Here is a 21,594-nt window from a genome sequence, read left to right on the forward strand (position 1 = left end):
TAACTTTGAATTCACAAAATATTAGAATGATTTCAATAACCAATAAAACGCTTCAGGATTTAGAATTTGACACTATACTAAATACTATATCAGAGCGATGTAATACCGAATTAGGCAAAATAAAAGCACTTGAAATTACTCCATTTAAAGAGAAAAATCTTTTGATGAATAATTTGTTGCAAACCTCTGAGTACGTTTCCTCCTACTCAAATAATAATGCTATTCCAAATCATGGTTTTGATTCTATAAATAATGAGTTAAAGTTTTTGTCCATTGATGGAAGTCAATTAGAAGTTTCTGGATTTAGAAAAATAGCAACGGTTTCAGAAACCGCAAATACTTTGATTTTATTTTTCAAGAAATTTCAAGAATATTATTCCAAACTTAATGAGAAAGCTAGTCAAATTCAAGTTACCAAAGAGATTGTCAAATATATTGATGAAGTAATTGATAAACATGGTGAAGTAAGAGATAATGCATCGCCAGATTTATTGAATATTCGGCGTGATATGAATGTCGTTCGCGGAAAAGTAAATCAAAGCTTTGGTATGGCAATGAGCCAATACAATTCTTTAGGATATTTGGATGACATCAAAGAAAGCTTTGTAGAAAACAGAAGAGTTTTAGCTGTTTTAGCAATGTACAGAAGAAAAGTAAAAGGTTCGATTTTAGGAAGTTCTAAAACAGGAAGTATTGCCTATATTGAGCCAGAAGCTACATTAAAATATTCTAGAGAATTGAATAACTTAGAATATGAAGAAAAAGAAGAAGTTACACGAATTTTGAAACAACTTACCAATGATATTCGTCCGTTTCATGAATTAATTGTTAGCTATCAAGAGTTTTTAAGTGATATTGATGTTATTGCTGCTAAAGCAAAATATGCCAATAAAATCAATGGAATTCTACCAAATATTTCCGATAAAAAACGTTTGTATTTTAGAGATGCCTACCATCCTATACTATATTTGAATAATAAATTAAAAAATGAAATTACTCATCCTCAAACAATAGAATTGAATCCTGAGAGTACCATTATAGTTATTTCTGGACCAAATGCAGGAGGAAAAACAATTTCACTTAAAACAATAGGGTTACTTCAATTAATGCTACAAAGTGGTATCTTGATTCCAGTTCATGAACGTAGCGAAACCTTTCTTTTTGACAGAATTTTGACCGATATTGGAGATAATCAATCTATTGAAAATCATTTAAGCACCTATAGTTACCGTTTAAAAAACATGAATTACTTTTTAAAAAAATGTAACTCTAAAACGTTATTTTTAATAGATGAATTTGGTACTGGTTCCGACCCTGATTTAGGTGGCGCTTTGGCAGAAGTTTTCTTGGAAGAATTTTATCATAGAGAAGCTTTTGGTATTATTACAACGCATTATACTAATTTAAAAATATTGGCAAATGAATTACCCAATGCCACAAATGCCAATATGTTATTTGATGAAAGAACACTCGAACCAATGTATAAGTTGCATTTAGGACAAGCTGGAAGTTCTTTTACTTTTGAAGTGGCACAAAAAAATGGAATCCCATTTGGGTTAATTAACAGAGCCAAAAAGAAAATTGAAGGTGGCAAAGTAAGATTTGATAAAACCATAGCTACTTTGCAAAAAGAACGCTCCAAAATGGAAAAAACTTCTTTAAATTTGAAAGAGGAAGAATCAAAAGCACGCGAGGAAAGTAAAAAAATGGAATCTATTAATGCTAAGATAAAAGATAAATTAGAACGTTACCAAGAATTGTATGATGCCAATCAGCGATTGATTTATATGGGACAAAAGATTGATGAAATTTCTTCTACTTATTTTAACAATAAAGACAGAAAAACACTTATTGGTGAATTTTTAAAAGTGGTAGAAATTGAAAATTCCAAACGGAAAAAAGCAACAGCCAAAGAGTTAAAGGAAAAAGAAGTTATTCAAAAAAAGGTTGCTGAAGAAGTTAAAGTTAAAGTTGAGGAAATTCGACAAGAAAAGAAAGAGAAAAAATTAAAATTAAAAGAAGTTCCAGAAAAACCTAAAATTGCACTTAAAATTGGTGATCGAGTTAGAATGTTTGATGGTAAAGCAGTTGGAACACTTGATGGTATTGAAAAAAACAAAGCAACTGTAAATTATGGAGTATTTACATCAAAAGTAAGTTTGGATGCTTTAGAATTTGTTGAAAGACCAAAATAATATGGAAGAATTACCAAAAGATAAAAAAATTATTCTTTTTGATGGTGTATGCAATTTGTGTGATGCCACTGTACAATATGTGATAAAAAAGGATGTTAATGATGTCTTTAGATTTGTTGCTATACAATCTGAACTTGGTCAAAAAATTATTGATTACATTAAGGTTGATACTTCTCAAACGGATAGTATCATTCTTTATATTCCTGGTATGGCTTATTTTGTAAAAGCGGATGCAGCTTTTAATATTGCGAAAGATTTAGGAGGATTGATTAGTTTTACAAGTTACCTCTCTATACTTCCAAATTTTATAAAAAATTTTGGATATGATTTTGTTGCAAAAAATAGATACAAATGGTATGGCAAAAAAGATAGCTGCATGATACCAACTCCAGAGTTGAAATCAAAATTCCTTTAGTATGATAATTGTCATATTTCAATTAACTTTTTTGAAATACTTTTGAGTATCCTAAACAATTGAAATCATGAACAACTTATTGTTACCTCTTTATTCTCATGATAATGGAACTTTCATTATGATTGGAGTCTTTTCTTTAGTTATCATTGGATTAGTTGGAGCCGTTTTCCTCATGATGGGAAGTGATAAAAAGAAAAAAGACTAAGCAAATTGCTTAGTCTTTTTTTTATTTAGTAAAGAATAGTAATTATTCTTTAATCACTTTTTTAGTAACAATTCCTTTATCAGAAACTATTTTCATTGTATACATACCTTGAGCTAAATCTGAAACAGTTACTTGAACTTCAGCTACATTTGAGAATTGTTGGTTTTTAACAACTCTACCGTTGATATCAGTAATTTCAATTCCAGAAATTAAAGCATCTGTAGTATTAGCAACGTTAATTACGTTTTTAGCTGGATTTGGATAAGTAGAGAATTTAGATTCTAACACTTCATTATTAGCTAATGTTTGAGAAACTGTGAAGTTATCAATGATTAACGCGTGAGTTGAGTTTGCAACACCATTTATAGGAGATGTATTTCTAACACCAATGTAGTATACTCCAGTTGTTGGAGGAGTAAATGTAAATGTTTTCAAAGCAAAAGCAGAAGTTGTTGCCGTTCCAGTACCAACTGCAATAGTTTGAGCAGCGGCAGTTTGACTAGTTCCTGCAGTTATAGTAAAAGTTGAAGTGTTTGTTGCTCCAGTAGCTTGATAATTACTTGCTTGAAATGTAATCGTTACTGGATTACCACTTGCTTGTAAATTTATACCTCTTGAATACATAATTCCTGAAGCTTGAGCTGTTGCACTTCCTAGAGAAACACATGAGTATAATCCATTTTGAACTAAAGCACTTCCAGTTCCTCCATAAACCATAAACCAATCAGTACCATTTGGTTCTTCATCAGCTACCCATCCAATATTTGGGTGATTATCTATTTCAAAACTTGTGTTGTAGCTAGGAGTTGCTGGTTGGAAAGTAGTATGAAATGATACTGGTACTGTATTAGCACTAGTTCCTAAAAACCCACCACAATCAGACTTAGTATAGATTTCATAAGCTGTACTCGGTTGTAAGCCATTCAAAGTGTAAGGAGAAGAAACTCCATTAGCATAAGTTCCAGTTGTTGCTGGATCAAAATCATAAGCTCCATATTGGATATTAACAGGATTACTTGAAGTAAAGGTAATATTTGCTGAGTTTAAAGTTGTACTTGGTACAGCTACATCCAATGGACGAGCACAATCAACTAATTTTCCTAAAATAGTTTGTGGTCTGAAAGTTGAAAAAGCTCCTAATGTAGTTGGAGCAGCAGTAGCACTAGTTGCTGTTCTTGTACCACTAGCAACAGCAGTATTTGCAGGAATAGTACTTGGTACAGTAGCAAGATTACCTGCAGCATTTTGATAATCAAAAGCAACATAAAGAGAACCACCTGTATAATTAAAATTTGTTGAAAGTGGCATGTAGAAATCTCCTGAAGCTGTTGGCAAAGTAACTGAACCATTGTATGTACTTGTCATACCGGTAATAACCGAAGTCCATGCAGTACCTTTTGTATTTGCTGTATCCGTAGAGTTTTGCAAATAAATTTGAATGTTACCAGTAGTAGCAATATCAAGACCATTAATAAAATTAAATCCTAAAGCATTGATAGTATTACCTGTTGTAAATCCTGCAGCTGTCATTTCTGCAGCAGTCAAAATCCAAACACTTCTATGGTATCTATTAGTACCTTGAGGTCCACGAACTTGTGTTGAACTATTACCAGCACCTACTGGCAAGTAATCCGTTTGAGCATAAATTTCTGTAGAAATTGCAGAGAGCAATAACACAAATAATAAAGTAATTTTTTTCATAAAAATGATTTAAAGTTTTTTTCGAATTCAAATTTAGTTATTAATTTTTAATTTTTTAATTTTTTAACTTTCTTTTTCCCATTTTCCTACTACAGACGTAGCTAAAGCATTTCCTAAAACATTGGTTGCGCTTCTAAACATATCACAAAAATGGTCAATTGGTAAAATTAATGCAATACCTAAAGTTGGAATATCAAACATTCCACAAGTAGCCGCAACTACCACCAAACTAGCTCTTGGAACTCCAGCAATTCCTTTACTTGTAAGCATTAAAACCAAAAGCATCGTCATTTGAGTTCCCAAATCTAAAGGTACACCATAAGCTTGTGCGATGAAAATACTTGCAAAAGTCATGTACATCATACTTCCGTCAAGATTAAATGAATATCCAAGTGGAAGCATAAATGAAACAATTTTATCTTTTACGCCAAATCGTTCTAATTCTTCTGTCAATTTTGGGAAAACAGCCTCGCTACTTGTAGTTCCAAATGCAATTGCCATTGGAGAAGTGATGTGCTTGAGCAAAACTATCATTTTTCCTTTCAGAAATATAAAACCTATAAGTAACAAAACTACCCAAAGAGAAGCAATACCAATTAAAAATGATCCAAAAAAGTATATATAAGTTTTGATTAATTCCCAAAAGTCAATTAATGCCAAAACACTTGCAATTGCACCAAAAACTCCGAATGGAGCAAATTTCATTACATAAGTAACCATTTTAAGTATAATATGTGAAGTTTTATCTAAAGCATTTACTACAGGCTTAGCATGATCTCCTATAGAAGCGGCAGCCAATCCAAAGAAAATTGAAAAAATTACAATTTGTAATATTTCGTTAGTTGCCATTGCTTCAAAAATACTTTTTGGTATAATATGCTCAACAAAATTTTGTGCTGAAAATCCTTCGGTTTTTGCAACTATTTCTGATGCGGATTCAACATTAACATCAGTCAATACTATATTTTTACCAGGTTCTAATATGTTTACCCAAAACATTCCAATCAAAAGAGATATAAATGAAGCTGTAAAAAACCATCCTAAAGCTTTACCACCAATTCTACCAACTGACTTAATATCACCTAGCTTAGCAATTCCAACAACTAATGTTGTAAAAACTAATGGAGCAATTATCATTTGAACTAATCTAATAAATATTGTAGCCAACAATTTTATGTTTTTACTAAACGTTGTTCTAAATGCTTCATCAAAATTTTTAAAAACAAACACTCCTAAAATTGCTCCTAAAACAACAGCAATTAATATTTGAACTGTAAGATTTGATAAAATTGATTTTTTTTGTTCTACTTGTGATGTCATTATTTTGCTTGATAAATTTTGTTTAGTAAATAAAAATCGGCTAAAACGATAGCAGCCATTGCTTCGACAATTGGAACTGCTCTTGGCACAACACAAGGATCATGACGGCCTTTGCCTTGTTGCTCAATTATTTCATTTTGGTTAGTTAACACTTCTTGCTTTTGAATTAAAGTTGCCACTGGTTTGAAAGCAACTCTAAAATAAATATCCATTCCATTAGAAATTCCGCCTTGAATTCCACCGGAAAGATTTGATTTTGTAGTTCCATCGTCGTTGTACAAATCGTTATGTTCGCTACCTTTCATTTTGGCGCCACAAAAACCACTTCCGAATTCAAATCCTTTTACTGCATTAATCGATAACATTGCTTTTCCTAATTCAGCATGAAGTTTGTCAAATACTGGTTCACCTAATCCGATTGGAACATTTTGAATAACGCATGTTATTGTTCCACCTATAGTATCACCTTGTTTTTTTATTTCTTTTATATAGGCTTCCATTTTTTCAGCTGAAGCTAGGTCTGGACAACGAACAGCATTGGTTTCGGTTAAAGAAAAATCTAAGTCTTGATAAGGTTTATCAATAAAAATTTCACCAACCGATGAAACAAAAGCATTGATTTTAAAATCTTTTAAAACTTGTTTAGCAATAGCTCCAGCAACTACTCTACTTGCTGTTTCTCTTGCTGAACTTCTTCCGCCTCCACGATAATCACGAATTCCGTATTTCTTTTCATATACATAATCGGCATGACTTGGTCGATAAGAATTTTTTATATGCGAGTAATCATCTGATTTTTGATTAGTATTTGGAATCATAAAACCAATAGGAGTTCCGGTAGTTTTTCCCTCAAAAATGCCTGATAACAATTGAACTTCATCTTCTTCCTTACGTTGAGTAACGATAGAGGATTGTCCTGGTTTTCTGCGTTGCATTTCATTTTGTATAAAATCAAAATCTAATTCAATTCCTGCAGGACATCCATCAATTATACCACCAAGAGCATCACCATGAGATTCTCCAAAAGTTGTAACCCTAAAAAGTGTTCCGTAGCTATTCCCAGCCATTTTTATATTAGTTTTGAACAAATATAGTCGATTAGTTTAAAGTTTAAAAGTTTACAGTTTAAATTTAAGTAAGAATTCTATTTGTTAAATGATTTTATATATTTATGAAAGATAAAAACTTTTTTATTATTTTAGCCCAAATAAATAAATTTTGATATGAAAACTAAATTTTTAATTACATCATTGTTACTGATTTTTTTAACATCTTGTTCAAGTGATAACGATAATAATTCTGACAATGGAAATGAATCACCAACGGAGTTTTTACCATTAAAAAACAATAATTATTGGACTTATGATATTGATAGTGATTTAAGTAGTACTACTAACCCTTTAACAAGAGATTCAATTTATGTTGCTAATGATACATTAATCAATTCGGTAACCTATAAAAAATTAAAAACATTAAATATACCAACTGGTTTTTTCAGTTCGACTTTAAGAAATAATGGAATAAAAATTGACGGAAGTAAATTACTTATGACTGGGAATTTTAGTTTTGATTTTGGATTAACTTCACCTATCAGTTTAAATGTAACAGATTTTATTTTCTTTAAAGAAAGTGCTATTGTTGGTCAAGTTTTAAGTACTACTTCAGGTACAATCAACCAAACAGTCCAAACTTATCCTTTAACAATTGATTATACCTTAAAATCGGTATATAATGGTAGCCAAGCATCTTATCTTTTTCCTAATGGAGATGATTATGCAGATATTAGAAAAACAAAAATTGTATTAAATTTAAAAATTACAACGGTACAAACTGTTTCTGGAATACCTGTAACTATAACTATTATGCCTGCACAAGATGTAATTGTTTCTAATCAATATTATAGTAAAAATGTTGGTATGATATATGCAAATACTGTTTTGAATTATCAATTGAATAGTATCCCAAATGTTACTTTACCGATTCCTTCAACTTTCAACCAAACGCAAACAGAAAGCATAAAATCGTTTCTTATAAACTAAGAATTCTTTTAAAATTTTAGATAAAGTGACAAATAGGCTATTCCAATTTGTCACTTTTTTTGTCTTATAACCAATGACTTAATGAATACAAACTCACATTTAGAATGTTTTAACAACTAACGGCACAATAATTGACCATTTAAGGTTGTTATAATATAAACTTTAAATAACAATATTATGAAGAAAGTAATTCTATCAGCGCTGATGTTAATTGGATTAGCATTTACTGCACAAGCACAAGACATTTCAAAAAACGCATTAGGTTTGCGACTTGGAGACAATGATGGTTTTGGTGGAGAAGTTTCGTATCAAAGAGGTTTATCTAAAAACAATCGTTTAGAGCTTGATTTGGGTTTTAGAAATAGTAATGATGTAGATGCCTTTAAACTCACAGGTGTTTATCAATGGGTATGGAATATTGATGGTGGTTTTAACTGGTATGCTGGTGTTGGTGGTGGTTTAGGAAGTTGGAGTTATGATTATAGAGCTAATGGAAATCAATACAAAGACAATGGAACCTTTGTTTTTGTAGCTGGTGATTTAGGTATTGAATATAACTTTAATGAAGTGCCTATTCAATTATCTTTAGACATTAGACCTGAACTCTATTTTAATTCTGATAATTATAGAGAAGATAATTTTGGTCCAGATTTAGCCTTAGGAATTAGATACAAATTCTAATAAAAAAAATCCCGATTTTTCAATCGGGATTTTTTTATTTTATTTCTATAGGTTTTTTAGATTTTATTTTTATTACATAACATGGTTTAGTAACTGCCATTGTGGCTACTCCTTTAGGCTCAATTTCTTTTAAAGTGACAATAACTTTGTCAGCTAATTCTTCAACTTTTTGAACTTCAAGTGTATAACCGCCTGATTTTTTTTCTCCCATGTTAACTAATATAAAATTACAAGTTTCTATATCTTCCTTTTTGACATAAGGTTTTATCATATCATCTGTAAGAAGAATATTAAATTCTCTTTCATCAGAAACAATTTCGTAAAATTGAAATGAGGCTCCACCATAATCACTTCCAAAAAGCACATCATACATGGGTTCTGAAATCATTGGAGGTTTTGATGAAGAGCAAGAAAAAAGTGTTATAACTAATAAAATTGCACCGATTTTTTTTATCATGATAAATTTATTTGTTTAGATTTTTCAATTGCTTTATGGTAGATTTCTTCATAAATTGGCAATATGTTTTTTATATCAAATTGTTTTGCTACCGATAAAGCATTTTCTTTAAACGTATTTAAGGTATCAATATTGCTTAAAATTTTTATAGCATTTTCAGCCATTTCATCTATATCGCCAACATTACTCAAATATCCTGAGACTCCATCAAAGTTGACTTCTGGCAAACCTCCAGAGTTACTTGAAATAACAGGAACCGACCAAGCCATAGCTTCTAAAGCTGCTAGACCAAAACTTTCGGTTTCAGAAGGCAATAAAAATAAATCGGAATAAGAAAGAATTTGATCTATTTCGTTACTATTGCCAAAGAAAATTACTTTTTCTTGAATACCTAAATCATAACATATTTTTTCGGCAATTTCACGTTCTGGACCATCACCTACCATCATTAATTTGGCTGGAATTTGTTGTTGAATTTTATAAAAAATCTTAACCACATCTGGAATTCTCTTAACTTTTCTGAAATTACTTATATGAGTAATAATACGTTCATGTTTTTCTGCCATGACAGAACGTTGACAAGATATCAAGGGTTCATTGCGATGCTTTTCTAACTCGATAAAATTAGGAATAACATGAATTTCTTTATTTATATCAAAATGTTTGTAGGTATCTTCTTTTAAACTTTGTGATACAGAAGTAACTACATCCGATTTATTTATACTAAAACAAACAGCCGTTTTATAAAATAGATGTTTTCCTACTAAGGTAATATCAGTACCATGAAGTGTCGTAACCATTGGTATATTAATTCCTTCATCTTTCAACATTTGCTTAGCCATATAACCTGCATAAGCGTGAGGTATTGCATAGTGAACGTGTAATAATTCAATTCCATACAACTTTACCATATCTACCAATTTACTCGAAAGAGCCAATTCATATGGTTGATAGTGAAACAAAGCATATTCAGGAACATTTACTTCATGGTAATGCACATTAGAGTTTAAAAGTGCCAAACGAACTGGTTGCTTGTAGGTAATAAAATGAATTTCGTGTCCGCGATGTGCTAATTCTAGGCCTAGTTCTGTAGCTACTACGCCACTTCCACCAAAAGTTGGATAACAAACGATTGCTATTTTCATTGCTGATTTTTAGAAGTACGAAGTTACTGAAAATCCTAATGAAATTCGTTAACAAAAAATTAAAAATCTATTTATCTAAAATAGCTTCTTGAATAATCTTCTGAATATCTTCTCTAATATTTTCTTTAGAAAGTTTATTAACCTCTGTATTACCAGGATAGGTTCTGTTTGACAGAAACACATATACAATTTCAGTTTCTGGATCTGCCCAAGCAATAGTGCCTGTAAAACCAGTATGTCCAAAACTCGACATGGATACACATCCGCAAGTTGGTCCTTCTTTTCCTAATTGAGGTTTATCAAATCCTAAACCTCTCCTATTTCCTTCTGAACAGAAATGACAAGTGTTGAAAGTATCAAATGTTGTTGTAGAAAAATACTGTTTATCTCCATAATTACCTTTTTGAAGATACAATTGCATCATTTTGGCAATATCCATAGCATTTGAAAAAATTCCTGCATGCCCTGCGACACCACCTTGCATTGCAGCTGCCATGTCATGAACATAACCTTGAATTATAGTATGACGAAAATAGTTATCGTTTTCTGTTGGAGGAATTACACTATAATCAAACTTTCTAAGTGGATTAAACATGGTATTATTCATGCCTAAAGTTTTATAGAAATTCTCTGTACTTAATTTATCAAGAGTTTTTCCAGTCGCTTTTTCGAGATATTCTTTTAAAATAATAAAAGTAAAATCACTGTATTTGTATTCTTTTTTGTCCAAAAGTTTACTATCGGCAATCTGTTTTAAAATACTATCTTGATAATCATTTCTGATGTATAGATTCTCAGCAACTTGATAATTAAATCCTTCTTTATTATATAAGCTATATATTTTATCAGAAGGACACTTCTCAGCATCTAAAGTGTTTTTGTAAAAAGGAATCCACGCTTGCAATTTTGCATAATGAGAAAGCAAATCTTTAAAAATAATATCTTGCTTATTGGTTCCTTGAAACATTGGCAACATATCTCCTAATTTAGAATCTAAAGTTACTATTCCTTTATCATATTGTTGCATTACGTTAGGCAAAGTAGCAACCATTTTCGTAATCGAAGCAACATCGTAAATATCTGAATTCGATACTTTTGTTTGCTTATCATAAGTGTGATAACCATAGGATTTTTGAAAAATAACTTTACCTCTTCTTGCTACTAAAATTTGCATTCCAGGAGCCATTTTACCATCAATAGCTTTTTTAGCATAAGTATCAATTTTTGATAAAATACTTGGACTCATCCCAACATTTTCGGGTGCAGTGAATCCTAATCTATTTAATTTTTCAGTTCTCAATCCGAAACCTTCTTTAAACTCTTCGTTGATTGATACTGGTAATTTTCCTTGAGGTTCAAAAGCTCCAAAAAGTAATTGAGCACTAACTTCTTGAGCAATATCACCATTTTGATAAGACATTACCACACCTTCAATATCATCAAAACTCGTAATTGCAGACAAAGAATATGGTTTAGTAAATGCATCTAAAATTACTACATTATTTTTAGAAATTTCTTGAAGCCAAACCAATTCAGTTTCAGAAAAATCATGCTTTTTCCAAGCTCTATCCGATTTGTGAAAACCTACTATGACAGTATTATAGTCTTTAAGTCTTACTTTAAGTGAGTCAATGTTATCTTCTGAAATTTCTGTTATTTCAGTATATTTTTTTAATGTAGAAACAAAAGAAGAATTAACATCATCACCCAACTTTACATAAGCAATCTTCTGGTCAAGATTTCTGATTGGAAGGACATTATCTTTATTTTTTAAAACCGTTGTAGCATGTTCGAAAAGTTGATATTGTAGCGCATCTTTAAAAGTAGTATTTAAATCAGGTGCTATATTTTTTATATCAACTGGTTTGTAGTGGTTTAAACCGATTTTGAATTTATGAGCCAATATTTTTTTAACCGATTTTGCTAAACGTTCTTCTGTAATTAATCCGTTATTATAAGCTTCTGAAATTTTTTGATAAGCCAAAGGAACATTTTCTGCAAAAAGTAAAATATCATTTCCAGCCATAAAAGCTTCCAAATCAATATCACCAGGTTTCATGAACTTACTTGCCGCTTTCATATTTAAAGCATCGGTAAAAATCAAACCGTCAAATCCCAATTCTTCTTGAAGCAAATTAGTTACAACATTATACGAAACAGAAGTCGGAAAATTATCTCGTGGCTCAATACTTGGAATGTTCAAATGGGCTACCATAACAGAAACTAATCCTTCATCAAACATTCTCTTGTAAGGATACAATTCAACTTTTTCTAATCGGTCTTTTGTAAAATTCACCAAAGGCAGAGCATAATGCGAGTCTAAAGCAGTATCACCATGTCCCGGAAAATGCTTTCCTGTACAAAATACACCTTCGCTTTGAATTCCTTCCATAATAGCAATGGCGTGCTCAGTAACATTTACTTTGTTTTCACCAAAAGAACGGTGTCCAATGATAGGATTTTTAGGATTGGTATTAATATCTAAAACTGGAACGAAGTTGAAATGAGCTCCAATTCGTTTGGCTTCTTGAGCCATATTCCTACCCACTTTTTCTATAAGTCGTAAATCTTTTATTGCTCCAAGTGTCGTATTCCATGGATATTTGTAAGTGGAATCTAAACGCATACTCAATCCCCATTCAGCGTCAATTCCAATAAACAAAGGCACTTTTGATTTTGATTGAAAACGATTAGTTAATTTGGCTTGACGAACTGGACCACCTTGAAAAAAGATTAAACCACCAACTTTATTCTGAGTAACTAGCTTTTCAACTGCATTAAAATGAACAGTATCTTTATTAGAATAAGCAGCAACCATAAACAATTGTCCTACTTTTTCTTCAAAAGTCATTTGAGTATAAATACTATCAACCCATTTTGTTTCTAATGAAGTTTCTTTAAAATAATTTTTACGCTCTGATTTTGGAACAGGAATATAAAGGTCTTCCTCAATTACTAACTCAGGTTTTTTAATTACACCAACAGAAGATTTTCCCTTTGTAGGTCCACAGTTGGTTACAAAAGTTATTATTACAAATAATAAAAGTAGCTTACTTATATTTTTCATGAAAGGAGATAAAGATTAAAAGAATCTACTGTGCCAGCTTTCACATGCAGGAATTTCCCAACCTTCATTGAGCTCTTCAATAGTATTAACGAGATTATTGAAAACTATTGTGTTTTCAGAAACCGATTTATCTTTTGCTAGTTTTTTAAATTCTAAAAGTGTTTTGTAAGTGATAAATTCACCTTGTTTAAAAGCAACATTCATTTTATCTAATAAATCTACACTGTATTTTTGTTCTAAATTTTGAATAAATCCAACCGATGAATCTATAGAACATCCAGTTGCAGGATGAAATTCTTGATTGACTGAGAGAATTATAAATCGATTGTATCTAATAGTGAAGGAAGCTTCTAGTGAAGTTCCGTGAGCTGACCAATTTTCAATAAATTGCATCAAATGTTTTTCAATTTCAGCAACTTCTTCATCAGAAAATTTTCTATTGGATTGGTAAATCCAAATTCTAGATTCTTGAGGTAAATTTTCAAATGGTATGTACATGATTGATATTAGATATTAGAATTCAGATTTTAGATATTAGCACTTCGAACTCCCAAATTTTTGGAACTGTGAGACAATTTTGAAATTTATAAATCTTGAGCGTTTGCTATTAATTCGGCAATGTCAAGAACTTTTACTTCAGCTTCTTTTTCTTTGTTTTTAACTCCATCAGTCATCATAGTATTGCAAAAAGGACAACCTGCTGCTATAATATCTGGTTTGGTTTCAAGAGCATCCTCTGTTCTTTCAATGTTGATTTCTTTATTTCCTATTTCGGCATCTTTAAACATTTGAGCACCACCTGCTCCACAACAAAGTCCGTTGGCTTTAGAACGTTTCATTTCAACCAATTCGGCATCCAATTTTTGAATTAAATCTCTTGGTGCTTCATAAATATTGTTAGCACGTCCTAAATAACATGGATCATGAAAAGTAATTTTTTTACCTTTAAATTGTCCTCCTTCAATAGTCAATCTTCCTGAATCTAATAGTGATTTTAGGAATTCTGTATGATGAATAACTTCATATTTTCCTCCTAATTCAGGATATTCATTTTTTAAAGTATTGAAACAATGTGGGCAAGCTGTTACTATTTTCTTTGCTTCATAAGCATTTAGAACTTCAATGTTCATCATGGCTTGCATTTGAAAAAGAAATTCGTTTCCGGCACGTTTTGCAGGATCACCTGTGCAACTTTCCTCTGTTCCAAGAACGGCAAATTCAACATTTGCACGATTTAAAATTCGTACAAACGCTTTGGTAATTCTTTTTGCTCTATCGTCAAAACTTCCTGCGCAACCTACCCAAAATAATACTTCTGGTTGCTTGCCTTGAGCTAACATTTCTGCCATTGTTGGCACGTTCAATACTTCTGACATCTTTTAATTTTAGATTTTAGATTTTTGATATTAGATATATTTTGAAAATCTAATATCTAAAATCTTATATTTAATATTATTCATGTTGTCCATCGTCAAAAACCTCGATGGTTACTTCTTTTTCTATCAAATCTGTAAATTTTCCTCTGTAACGAGTTGCTTTTACTAAATGATTATCAATCCAATGATAATTTCCTCCTCGAGGTTTACCCATTACCATTCCATGATATTTGAATCCGTGTTGTTTTAACCAACGTTCAGTATATTCTCTGTGTGCTTCAGTTCTCGAAGTGAAGAAAAAGATAATGTGACCTTCATCATACCATCTATTTAAAGTAATTAATGCGTCCGGATAAACCTCGGCAGTTAACATTCTTTCTGGTTCTTCATTTGGAATATCATCACAAATAGTTCCGTCAATGTCGATTAAATAATTTTTAATTCCTTCTTTTAAAATTGGACTTAAATGCTGTCCGTTTTCAGTAACTGGTTGTAAGGTTTTGTAAATGTCTTCCGCTTTCATTTTTTAAAATTTTATTATTTCACATTCATTTAGACAAGTTTCCAATCCTCACAACATGGAAAATTATCATTTATTTTTATATATAATTGCGATATATCACAATCAAAATCAGATGAATTTTATTCATCAATTATTGTTCATCTTTCCAATTCAAACGATCCATTTGATTGTACTGCCATGGAGCACCATTATTTTCGATATTGGTCATCATTGCATTTAATGATTGTGGTGCAGCACTTTGTTCCATAACTAAGAAACGTCTCATATCCATAATGATTGATAATGGACTAATATTTACCGGACACTCTTCAACACAAGCGTTACAAGATGTACATGCCCATAACTCTTCTGTTGTAATGTAATTGTTTAATAATGATACATTATCAGGCACAAATACTCCTTTATTTTTATCAATATTTCTTCCAACTTCTTCAAGTCTATCTCTTGTATCCATCATGATTTTACGTGGAGACAATTTTTTCCCTGTTTGATTAGCAGGACAAGCTGAAGTACAACGTCCACATTCGGTACAAGTGTATGCATTTAATAATTGTACCCAATTCAAATCCATTACATCACTAGCACCAAATTTACTTGGAACAGCGTTTTCATCAACAGGTTGTGCTGCGAATGGATCGGCATTTGGATCCATCATTAACTTTACTTCTTTAGTAACACTTTCTAGATTATCAAATTTCCCTTTAGCATTTAAATCAGCAAAATAGGTGTTTGGGAACGCTAAAAGAATATGCAAATGCTTAGAAAAGTATAAATAGTTTAAGAAAATTAAAATCCCGATAATGTGTAACCACCAAAAAGTTCTTTCCAACATGAATATCAATTGTGTACTCATACCATCAAAAATTGGAGTTAGAAATTGTGAAATTGGAAACGAACCTGCTTTTTCATAATGACCAAAAACTTCTGGAAGATTTTGAAGATGCAAATCGGCAGCGTTCATTAAAAGGAATAATGACATCAGAACTACTTCGAAATATAAAATATAATTTGCGTCATTCCTTGGTTTTCCATTCAAATCGGAACTTGCAAAACGTTTAAGCTTAGTAACATTTCTTCTTATCCAAAAAATAACTACCGCAACAAGGACTAAAAAAGCAAGAATTTCGAACGAACCAATAAGTACATCATATAAACCACCCATGAATTTGAAAACTCGATGCGTACTAAAAAGTCCGTCGATGATGATTTCTAATAATTCAATATTGATGATTACAAAACCTACATATACAATAATATGAAGAAAACCTGCAACAGGTCTTTTAACCATTTTAGATTGACCAAGTGCAATCATTGCCATATTCTTCCATCTTTCAGAAGAATTATCGGAACGGTTTACATCTTGTCCAAGTTTTATATTTCGAATAAGTTTCTTTACATTAATTGTAAAATATCCAAATCCTATAATTAATAATATTGCAAAAAATATATTGGCTAAAATTCCCATAATAGTCGTTTTATTCTATTTAATTGTATCGTTTGTTGGCGCAACGTAAGGTTTGTTTTTCTTTCCGAAAAGTGAAACGTTAACATAGCGCGTTGGGTTTAATCTCAAGTCTTGTAATAACAACTCCAATTCTTTAGAAGTCTTGGTAAAATTATTATACATCGCATCGTCTTTCATCAATTTACCCATTGTTCCTTTGCCAGCTTGCATATCACCCATCATTTTATCAACATTAGCAAGCGTTTTTTCTAAATTCTTAACCGTTTGACCAATATTTGCTTTAGCCAAAGAATCTGAAACTTTAGAGAAATTAGCTGAAGCTTTTTCAACATTCGTCAAAGTAACACTAATTTTAGACTTGTTTTGAGCTAACATTTCATTTACTTCTTTAGAAGCATCTTTAAATTGTGCTAAAGTCTCGTTTAAATTGGCCAAACTATTTCTAAGATTCTCTTTAGATTTCGCATCCAAAACTTGATTTACATTTTCTAACATTACATTAGCATTATCAAGAAGTTTAGTGATTTTATCTTTTAGAGGTTCTATTTGCTTAGCTAATTCATCTGTTAAACCAAGTTTGCTTGATGAAATTAGAAAATCGCCATCAACAGCATCCTGACCTTCTTTAGTTGGCAAAATTGCAATCTGTTTTCCACCAATTGGACTTGGAGCATAAATTTCGGCTACACTAGTTTTCTTTATAGGAAAATCAGAATTGATTTGCATTTCAACTTTGATTTTTCCTGTTTCATTATTGATAACTACACTATTTACCTTACCAACAACCAATCCGTTAATAGTAACAGGAGAGGAAACTGTTAATCCCTCTACATTATCATATTCTACATATAGATTTTTGTAGTTGGTAAATAAGTCTCTTCCTTTTAAAAAGCTATAACCCCAAATAAATAATAAAATAGAGGCAATAACTAAAATAGCAGTTTTAATTTCTCTTGATAATTTCAAAATCGTTGTTTTTTTAGGTTACAAAAATAGTATATTATTTGATAACATCTTTCACATCTACGCTTTTGCCGTCTTTAAAAGCAATAATAAATGCTGAGGAGTAACCTTTTGTTTTTGCATCTTGTAATAATTTTTTGGCTTCATCATAATTTGATGTTTCACCATACATATATTTATAGATATTATTATTGTAAGAACTAGATATGTTTTTTAATCCATTGAAATTACTCGGTGTGTTTTCTAATTTCTTAGAACTCGCCGATATTTGAACTTTAAAAACAACTCCTTTTGCAGTTGGTTTTGATTCCACTTTTGGCTCCGTTTTTTTAATAACAGAATCCACTTTCTTTGGTTCTGGAGTAGTTTTTATTGGTTTATCTTCAACTCTTTGAGATGGTTTTATTTCTGGAGTTGCATCTACTTCACCACCATCAAAGAAATCTTTTTTGTAGCTTATAATAGCTTTAGCAATAGCTTCTGCAATATCTTGTTGCCCTTCTTCAGAATCTAAAACATTTCCTTCAATAGTATTTGATAAAAAACCCGTTTCAATAAGAACTCTTGGCATATAAGCTTTATGCAAAACCATATAAGGAGCTTGCTTTACGCCTCCGCCTCTACTTTTCTTGCCTAAATCTTGAACAAATCTATCTTGAATTTTACCAGCTAAAGCAATACTATTTTCAATAAATTCTTCTTGCATAATAGTCATTCCAAGCATCGTTTCTGGTTTGTTAGGATCAAAACCTTGGTATTTTTGTTTATAATCCTTTTCATAAGTAATTACCTCATTTTCCCTTTTTGCAGCTTCAAGATTAGAAGCATTTTTAGACATACCCATTACATAAGTCTCAGTTCCATCGGCAACAGTATTCTTGTTGGCATTACAATGAATGGAAACAAAAATATTTGCATCTGCTCTGTTTGCGATATTTGCACGTTCTACCAAACCAATAAAAACATCCGTTTTTCTTGTGTAAATGACATCTATACTAGAGTTCTTTTCTAATATCTTTCCCACTTTTAGAGTTATGGCTAAGTTGATGTTCTTTTCGATATGACCATTATATACTGCACCATAATCATGGTCTCCATGTCCGGCATCTAAAGCTACTTTAAATTTACTGGATTGCGAAAAACCAATTAAAGTACACATCAATAATGTTAAAGAAAAGGTATATTTGATTCTATTTGTGTTAATCATTGTTACAAAAGTTAATTTTAATTAAAACTGCAAGGTTATAAATTTATTATTTATCTATTTTTGACAAAAAATAATATGTAAGTTTGGCTCCTCAAAAATCAAGCCATATTTTTACAAAAATAGCATTTAAACCTTTGCGTACAAACTTATTTTATATCGTTTTATCAGCATATTTCCTAACAATTGGAAGTTCCAATTTATTTGCGCAAGAATTGCCTAAAAGTAAGAAATCTTTTCCTGCTAAAAATCAAGCAAATAAGCCTGAAAAAGCAATAGAAACAGAACCTGAATTGCCCAATCCTACGGTTAAAAAAATTGATACTTTAAAGCTTGATACCGTAAAAAAAATGAAATCGGTGCTTGAAGGTAAAGTAAAATATCGTGCAAAAAAATATGCCAAGTTTGACCAAAAGAAAAAAATAATCACACTCTATGATGGTGCCGAATTAAACTACTTAGACTACGAATTAAAATCGGGTATTATTGTTTTTGACTATGAAAAAAACGAAGTTTATGCTGGAAGATTGAAAGATTCTTCAGGAAATTACACCCAACTTCCTTTGTTTAAACAAGGTTCCAATATTGTTGAACCCGATTCCATTCGTTTCAACTATAAAACTAAGAAAGCCTTGATTTGGAATTCTAGAACATCGCAACAAGACTTAAATATAAAAACAGATATTGTTAAAAAAGAAAACGATTCTGTTTATTTTATGAAAGGAGCTAGAATAACAACAGCCAAAGATCTTGATGATCCTGAATACTATTTCTTTGCAAGAAGAGCTAAATTAGTTCCAGGTAAAAAAGTAGTAGTCGGATTGACAAACATGTACATAGCCAATGTGCCAACTCCAATTGCGTTACCTTTTGCCTTCTTTCCTATAACAGAAAAAAGTCGTTCTGGAATTATTCCGCCAAGTTTTGGACAGAACAATACACGTGGTTATGCTTTACAAAACGGTGGATATTATTTTGCTTTAAGCGATAAATATGATTTAACCGTTCTCGGTGATTATTTCACCAACGGAAGTTATGCCTTGCGGTTTGAATCGAGTTATGCCAGTAAATACAATTTTAACGGAAATGTAAACGTACGTTTTGAAAACCAAATTAATAGCGAAAGAGGTTTTCCCGATTATTCTAAAAGTAGAGTTTACAATATTCAATGGTCGCATATGAAAGACCCTAAGTCGAATCCGAATTCTCGATTTTCGGCTTCAGTAAATTTAGGAAGTAGTCAGTATTTCCAGCAATCCATAAATATTGCAAATATTGGTTCCTCATTAAACAACACTTTGAATTCGTCTATTTCCTATCAGAGAACATTCAATTCTGTTCCGCAAGTGAACTTATCGGTTACCGCAAATCATTCACAGAATACCCAAACAAAACTGATTAGTATGACTTTGCCAACGCTACAAGCAAGTGTTGACAGAATATTTCCTTTTGCTCCAAAAGATGGAGTTAAAAAAGGGTTTATCAAAAACATAAACTTACAATACAATCTTAGAGCAGAAAACCAATTTCAAACAACCGACACTTTGTTCTTCAAAAAGGAAATGTTTGACCAAGCTAGAACAGGAATGCAACACACCATTCCGTTGAGTACTAACTTTAAAGTATTCAAACATTTTAGTGTATCAACCTCAGTTAATTATCAAGAAACTTGGTATTTGAAAACCATTAAAAAAGAGTTTCAAGTCACTTCAAACCCACCTGTTCTTCCTGTTGGAAAAGTAGTTACAACAGATGTGAATGGTTTTGATGCTTTTAGAACTTACTCGTTTTCAAACTCTGTTGGAACGGTAATTTATGGTACTTTCAAATTTAAAGAAACTGCTAAAATTCAATCTATTCGTCATACTATTACACCTTCTATTTCTCATAGTTATTTACCAAGTTTTGAAAAGTATTACGATACTTATGCTACAGATGCAAGCGGAACAATGGCAAGTTATACAAGATTTGAAAACGGAGCTTTTGGTGCTCCAAGTAAAACATTTGCCAATAATATTGGATTTAGTATCAACAATAAATTTGAAGCTAAAGTAAGAGATAAAGATTCTACTGCAACTGCACCAAAGAAGATTATTTTATTGAATAACTTAACCTTTTCAGGAAGTTATGATATGGCAGCCGATTCTTTACGTTGGTCACCAATGCGTATTAGTGGTGGAACTTTATTGTTCAAACAAAAAATGAATGTGAACTTTGCTGCAACTTTAGATCCTTATGCGCTTGGTTCAGAAAATCAAAGAATCAATACGTTTAATATTGAAAATGGTGGCGGACTTTTTAGAATGACCAGCGCCAACATGACTATAAATTATTCGTTAACTAGTTCTAAAGACGATAAAAAGAAAAATATTCAAGGTGCTAGAAATGGTGGACGTGAAGATGATTTGTTTGGAGACAATGCCGAAATAAATTCACCTCAAGAACTTGATCCAAATGAAGAGGAAGAAGATACCTTTAAAGGTTTCTACAATGCCGAAATACCCTGGGATGTTAATTTAGCCTATTCGGTCACCTACTCCAATATAACTGGTGAAAAGAAAATCTCCAGTCATTCCTTGATGGTTTCTGCTAATACTGATTTGACACCCAAATGGCGTATCGGAGTTTCCTCTGGATATGATTTCACCAATAAAGGTGTAACTTTTACACAAATACGTTTAAATCGTGATTTAATGAGTTGGAACATGAGTTTCAATTGGTCGCCTTTTGGACAAAACTCCTATTGGGGATTCTTTATTGGAATCAAAGCTGGTGTCTTGAGTGACATTAAGTGGGATAAACAAAAACAAAGAGATCAAACGTTGAGATAATTTTAGA

At 31.4% G+C, this 21,594-nt stretch carries 18 protein-coding genes; 6 read left to right on the forward strand and 12 right to left on the reverse strand.

Annotated features, from left to right (window positions below):
- Positions 1-26: 26 nt before the first annotated feature.
- From ABD771_RS11205 to ABD771_RS11215, 3 genes are all read left to right on the forward strand, one after another.
- Complete coding sequence (locus ABD771_RS11205; RefSeq protein ID WP_345094555.1) at positions 27-2,195, forward strand: endonuclease MutS2; 2,169 nt, start codon at positions 27-29, stop codon at positions 2,193-2,195.
- 1 nt (position 2,196) lies between these two features.
- Positions 2,197-2,610, forward strand: coding sequence for a thiol-disulfide oxidoreductase DCC family protein (locus tag ABD771_RS11210; protein WP_345094557.1), 414 nt, complete (start codon positions 2,197-2,199; stop codon positions 2,608-2,610).
- 67 nt (positions 2,611-2,677) lie between these two features.
- On the forward strand, positions 2,678-2,815 hold the full coding sequence (locus ABD771_RS11215; RefSeq protein ID WP_345094559.1) for a hypothetical protein: 138 nt from the start codon (positions 2,678-2,680) through the stop codon (positions 2,813-2,815).
- A gap of 42 nt (positions 2,816-2,857) precedes the next feature.
- Here the strand turns inward: ABD771_RS11215 and ABD771_RS11220 are convergent, their stop codons facing one another.
- From ABD771_RS11220 to aroC, 3 genes are all read right to left on the reverse strand, one after another.
- Positions 2,858-4,516, reverse strand: a complete 1,659-nt coding sequence (locus ABD771_RS11220; RefSeq protein WP_345094562.1) for a T9SS type A sorting domain-containing protein — start codon at positions 4,514-4,516, stop codon at positions 2,858-2,860.
- A 63-nt stretch (positions 4,517-4,579) separates the two neighbouring features.
- Positions 4,580-5,836: a dicarboxylate/amino acid:cation symporter gene (locus tag ABD771_RS11225; RefSeq protein WP_345094565.1), complete on the reverse strand. Its 1,257-nt coding sequence runs from the start codon at positions 5,834-5,836 to the stop codon at positions 4,580-4,582.
- On the reverse strand, positions 5,836-6,903 hold the full coding sequence (gene aroC / locus ABD771_RS11230) for a chorismate synthase (protein WP_345094567.1): 1,068 nt from the start codon (positions 6,901-6,903) through the stop codon (positions 5,836-5,838). The genes ABD771_RS11225 and aroC overlap by 1 nt, the downstream gene beginning before the upstream one ends.
- A gap of 156 nt (positions 6,904-7,059) precedes the next feature.
- Here aroC and ABD771_RS11235 point away from each other — a divergent pair, with 156 nt between their 5' ends.
- Positions 7,060-7,875, forward strand: a complete 816-nt coding sequence (locus ABD771_RS11235) for a hypothetical protein (RefSeq protein ID WP_345094569.1) — start codon at positions 7,060-7,062, stop codon at positions 7,873-7,875.
- A 177-nt stretch (positions 7,876-8,052) separates the two neighbouring features.
- Complete coding sequence (locus ABD771_RS11240; RefSeq protein WP_345094571.1) at positions 8,053-8,556, forward strand: outer membrane protein; 504 nt, start codon at positions 8,053-8,055, stop codon at positions 8,554-8,556.
- Positions 8,557-8,590: 34 nt separating this feature from the next.
- Here the strand turns inward: ABD771_RS11240 and ABD771_RS11245 are convergent, their stop codons facing one another.
- The 9 genes from ABD771_RS11245 to ABD771_RS11285 form a co-directional block, all read right to left on the reverse strand.
- Complete coding sequence (locus ABD771_RS11245) at positions 8,591-9,013, reverse strand: protease complex subunit PrcB family protein (protein ID WP_345094574.1); 423 nt, start codon at positions 9,011-9,013, stop codon at positions 8,591-8,593.
- Positions 9,010-10,158 carry an N-acetyl-alpha-D-glucosaminyl L-malate synthase BshA gene (gene bshA / locus ABD771_RS11250; protein WP_345094576.1) on the reverse strand — a complete coding sequence of 383 codons (1,149 nt, stop codon included), beginning with the start codon at positions 10,156-10,158 and terminating at the stop codon, positions 9,010-9,012. Before bshA ends, ABD771_RS11245 begins: the two co-directional genes overlap by 4 nt.
- Positions 10,159-10,225: 67 nt before the next feature.
- Positions 10,226-13,225, reverse strand: a complete 3,000-nt coding sequence (locus tag ABD771_RS11255; protein WP_345094579.1) for a serine hydrolase domain-containing protein — start codon at positions 13,223-13,225, stop codon at positions 10,226-10,228.
- Positions 13,226-13,240: 15 nt separating this feature from the next.
- Positions 13,241-13,723 (reverse strand): ABC transporter ATPase, encoded by a 483-nt coding sequence (locus ABD771_RS11260; protein WP_345094581.1) that lies wholly within the window; start codon positions 13,721-13,723, stop codon positions 13,241-13,243.
- An 86-nt stretch (positions 13,724-13,809) separates the two neighbouring features.
- Positions 13,810-14,601: a (Fe-S)-binding protein gene (locus ABD771_RS11265; RefSeq protein WP_345094583.1), complete on the reverse strand. Its 792-nt coding sequence runs from the start codon at positions 14,599-14,601 to the stop codon at positions 13,810-13,812.
- A gap of 76 nt (positions 14,602-14,677) precedes the next feature.
- Positions 14,678-15,124: an LNS2 domain-containing protein gene (locus ABD771_RS11270; RefSeq protein WP_345094585.1), complete on the reverse strand. Its 447-nt coding sequence runs from the start codon at positions 15,122-15,124 to the stop codon at positions 14,678-14,680.
- 130 nt (positions 15,125-15,254) lie between these two features.
- Positions 15,255-16,589, reverse strand: coding sequence for a 4Fe-4S dicluster domain-containing protein (locus tag ABD771_RS11275; protein ID WP_345094587.1), 1,335 nt, complete (start codon positions 16,587-16,589; stop codon positions 15,255-15,257).
- Between the two features lie 15 nt (positions 16,590-16,604).
- Positions 16,605-17,555 (reverse strand): MlaD family protein, encoded by a 951-nt coding sequence (locus ABD771_RS11280; protein ID WP_345094590.1) that lies wholly within the window; start codon positions 17,553-17,555, stop codon positions 16,605-16,607.
- 34 nt (positions 17,556-17,589) lie between these two features.
- Positions 17,590-18,759 (reverse strand): N-acetylmuramoyl-L-alanine amidase family protein, encoded by a 1,170-nt coding sequence (locus tag ABD771_RS11285; RefSeq protein ID WP_345094592.1) that lies wholly within the window; start codon positions 18,757-18,759, stop codon positions 17,590-17,592.
- 134 nt (positions 18,760-18,893) lie between these two features.
- Here ABD771_RS11285 and ABD771_RS11290 point away from each other — a divergent pair, with 134 nt between their 5' ends.
- On the forward strand, positions 18,894-21,587 hold the full coding sequence (locus ABD771_RS11290; protein ID WP_345094594.1) for a putative LPS assembly protein LptD: 2,694 nt from the start codon (positions 18,894-18,896) through the stop codon (positions 21,585-21,587).
- The last annotated feature ends 7 nt before the right edge of the window (positions 21,588-21,594 follow it).

The sequence above is a fragment of the Flavobacterium chungnamense genome, assembly GCF_039539165.1.
Taxonomy (GTDB): Bacteria; Bacteroidota; Bacteroidia; order Flavobacteriales; family Flavobacteriaceae; genus Flavobacterium; species Flavobacterium chungnamense.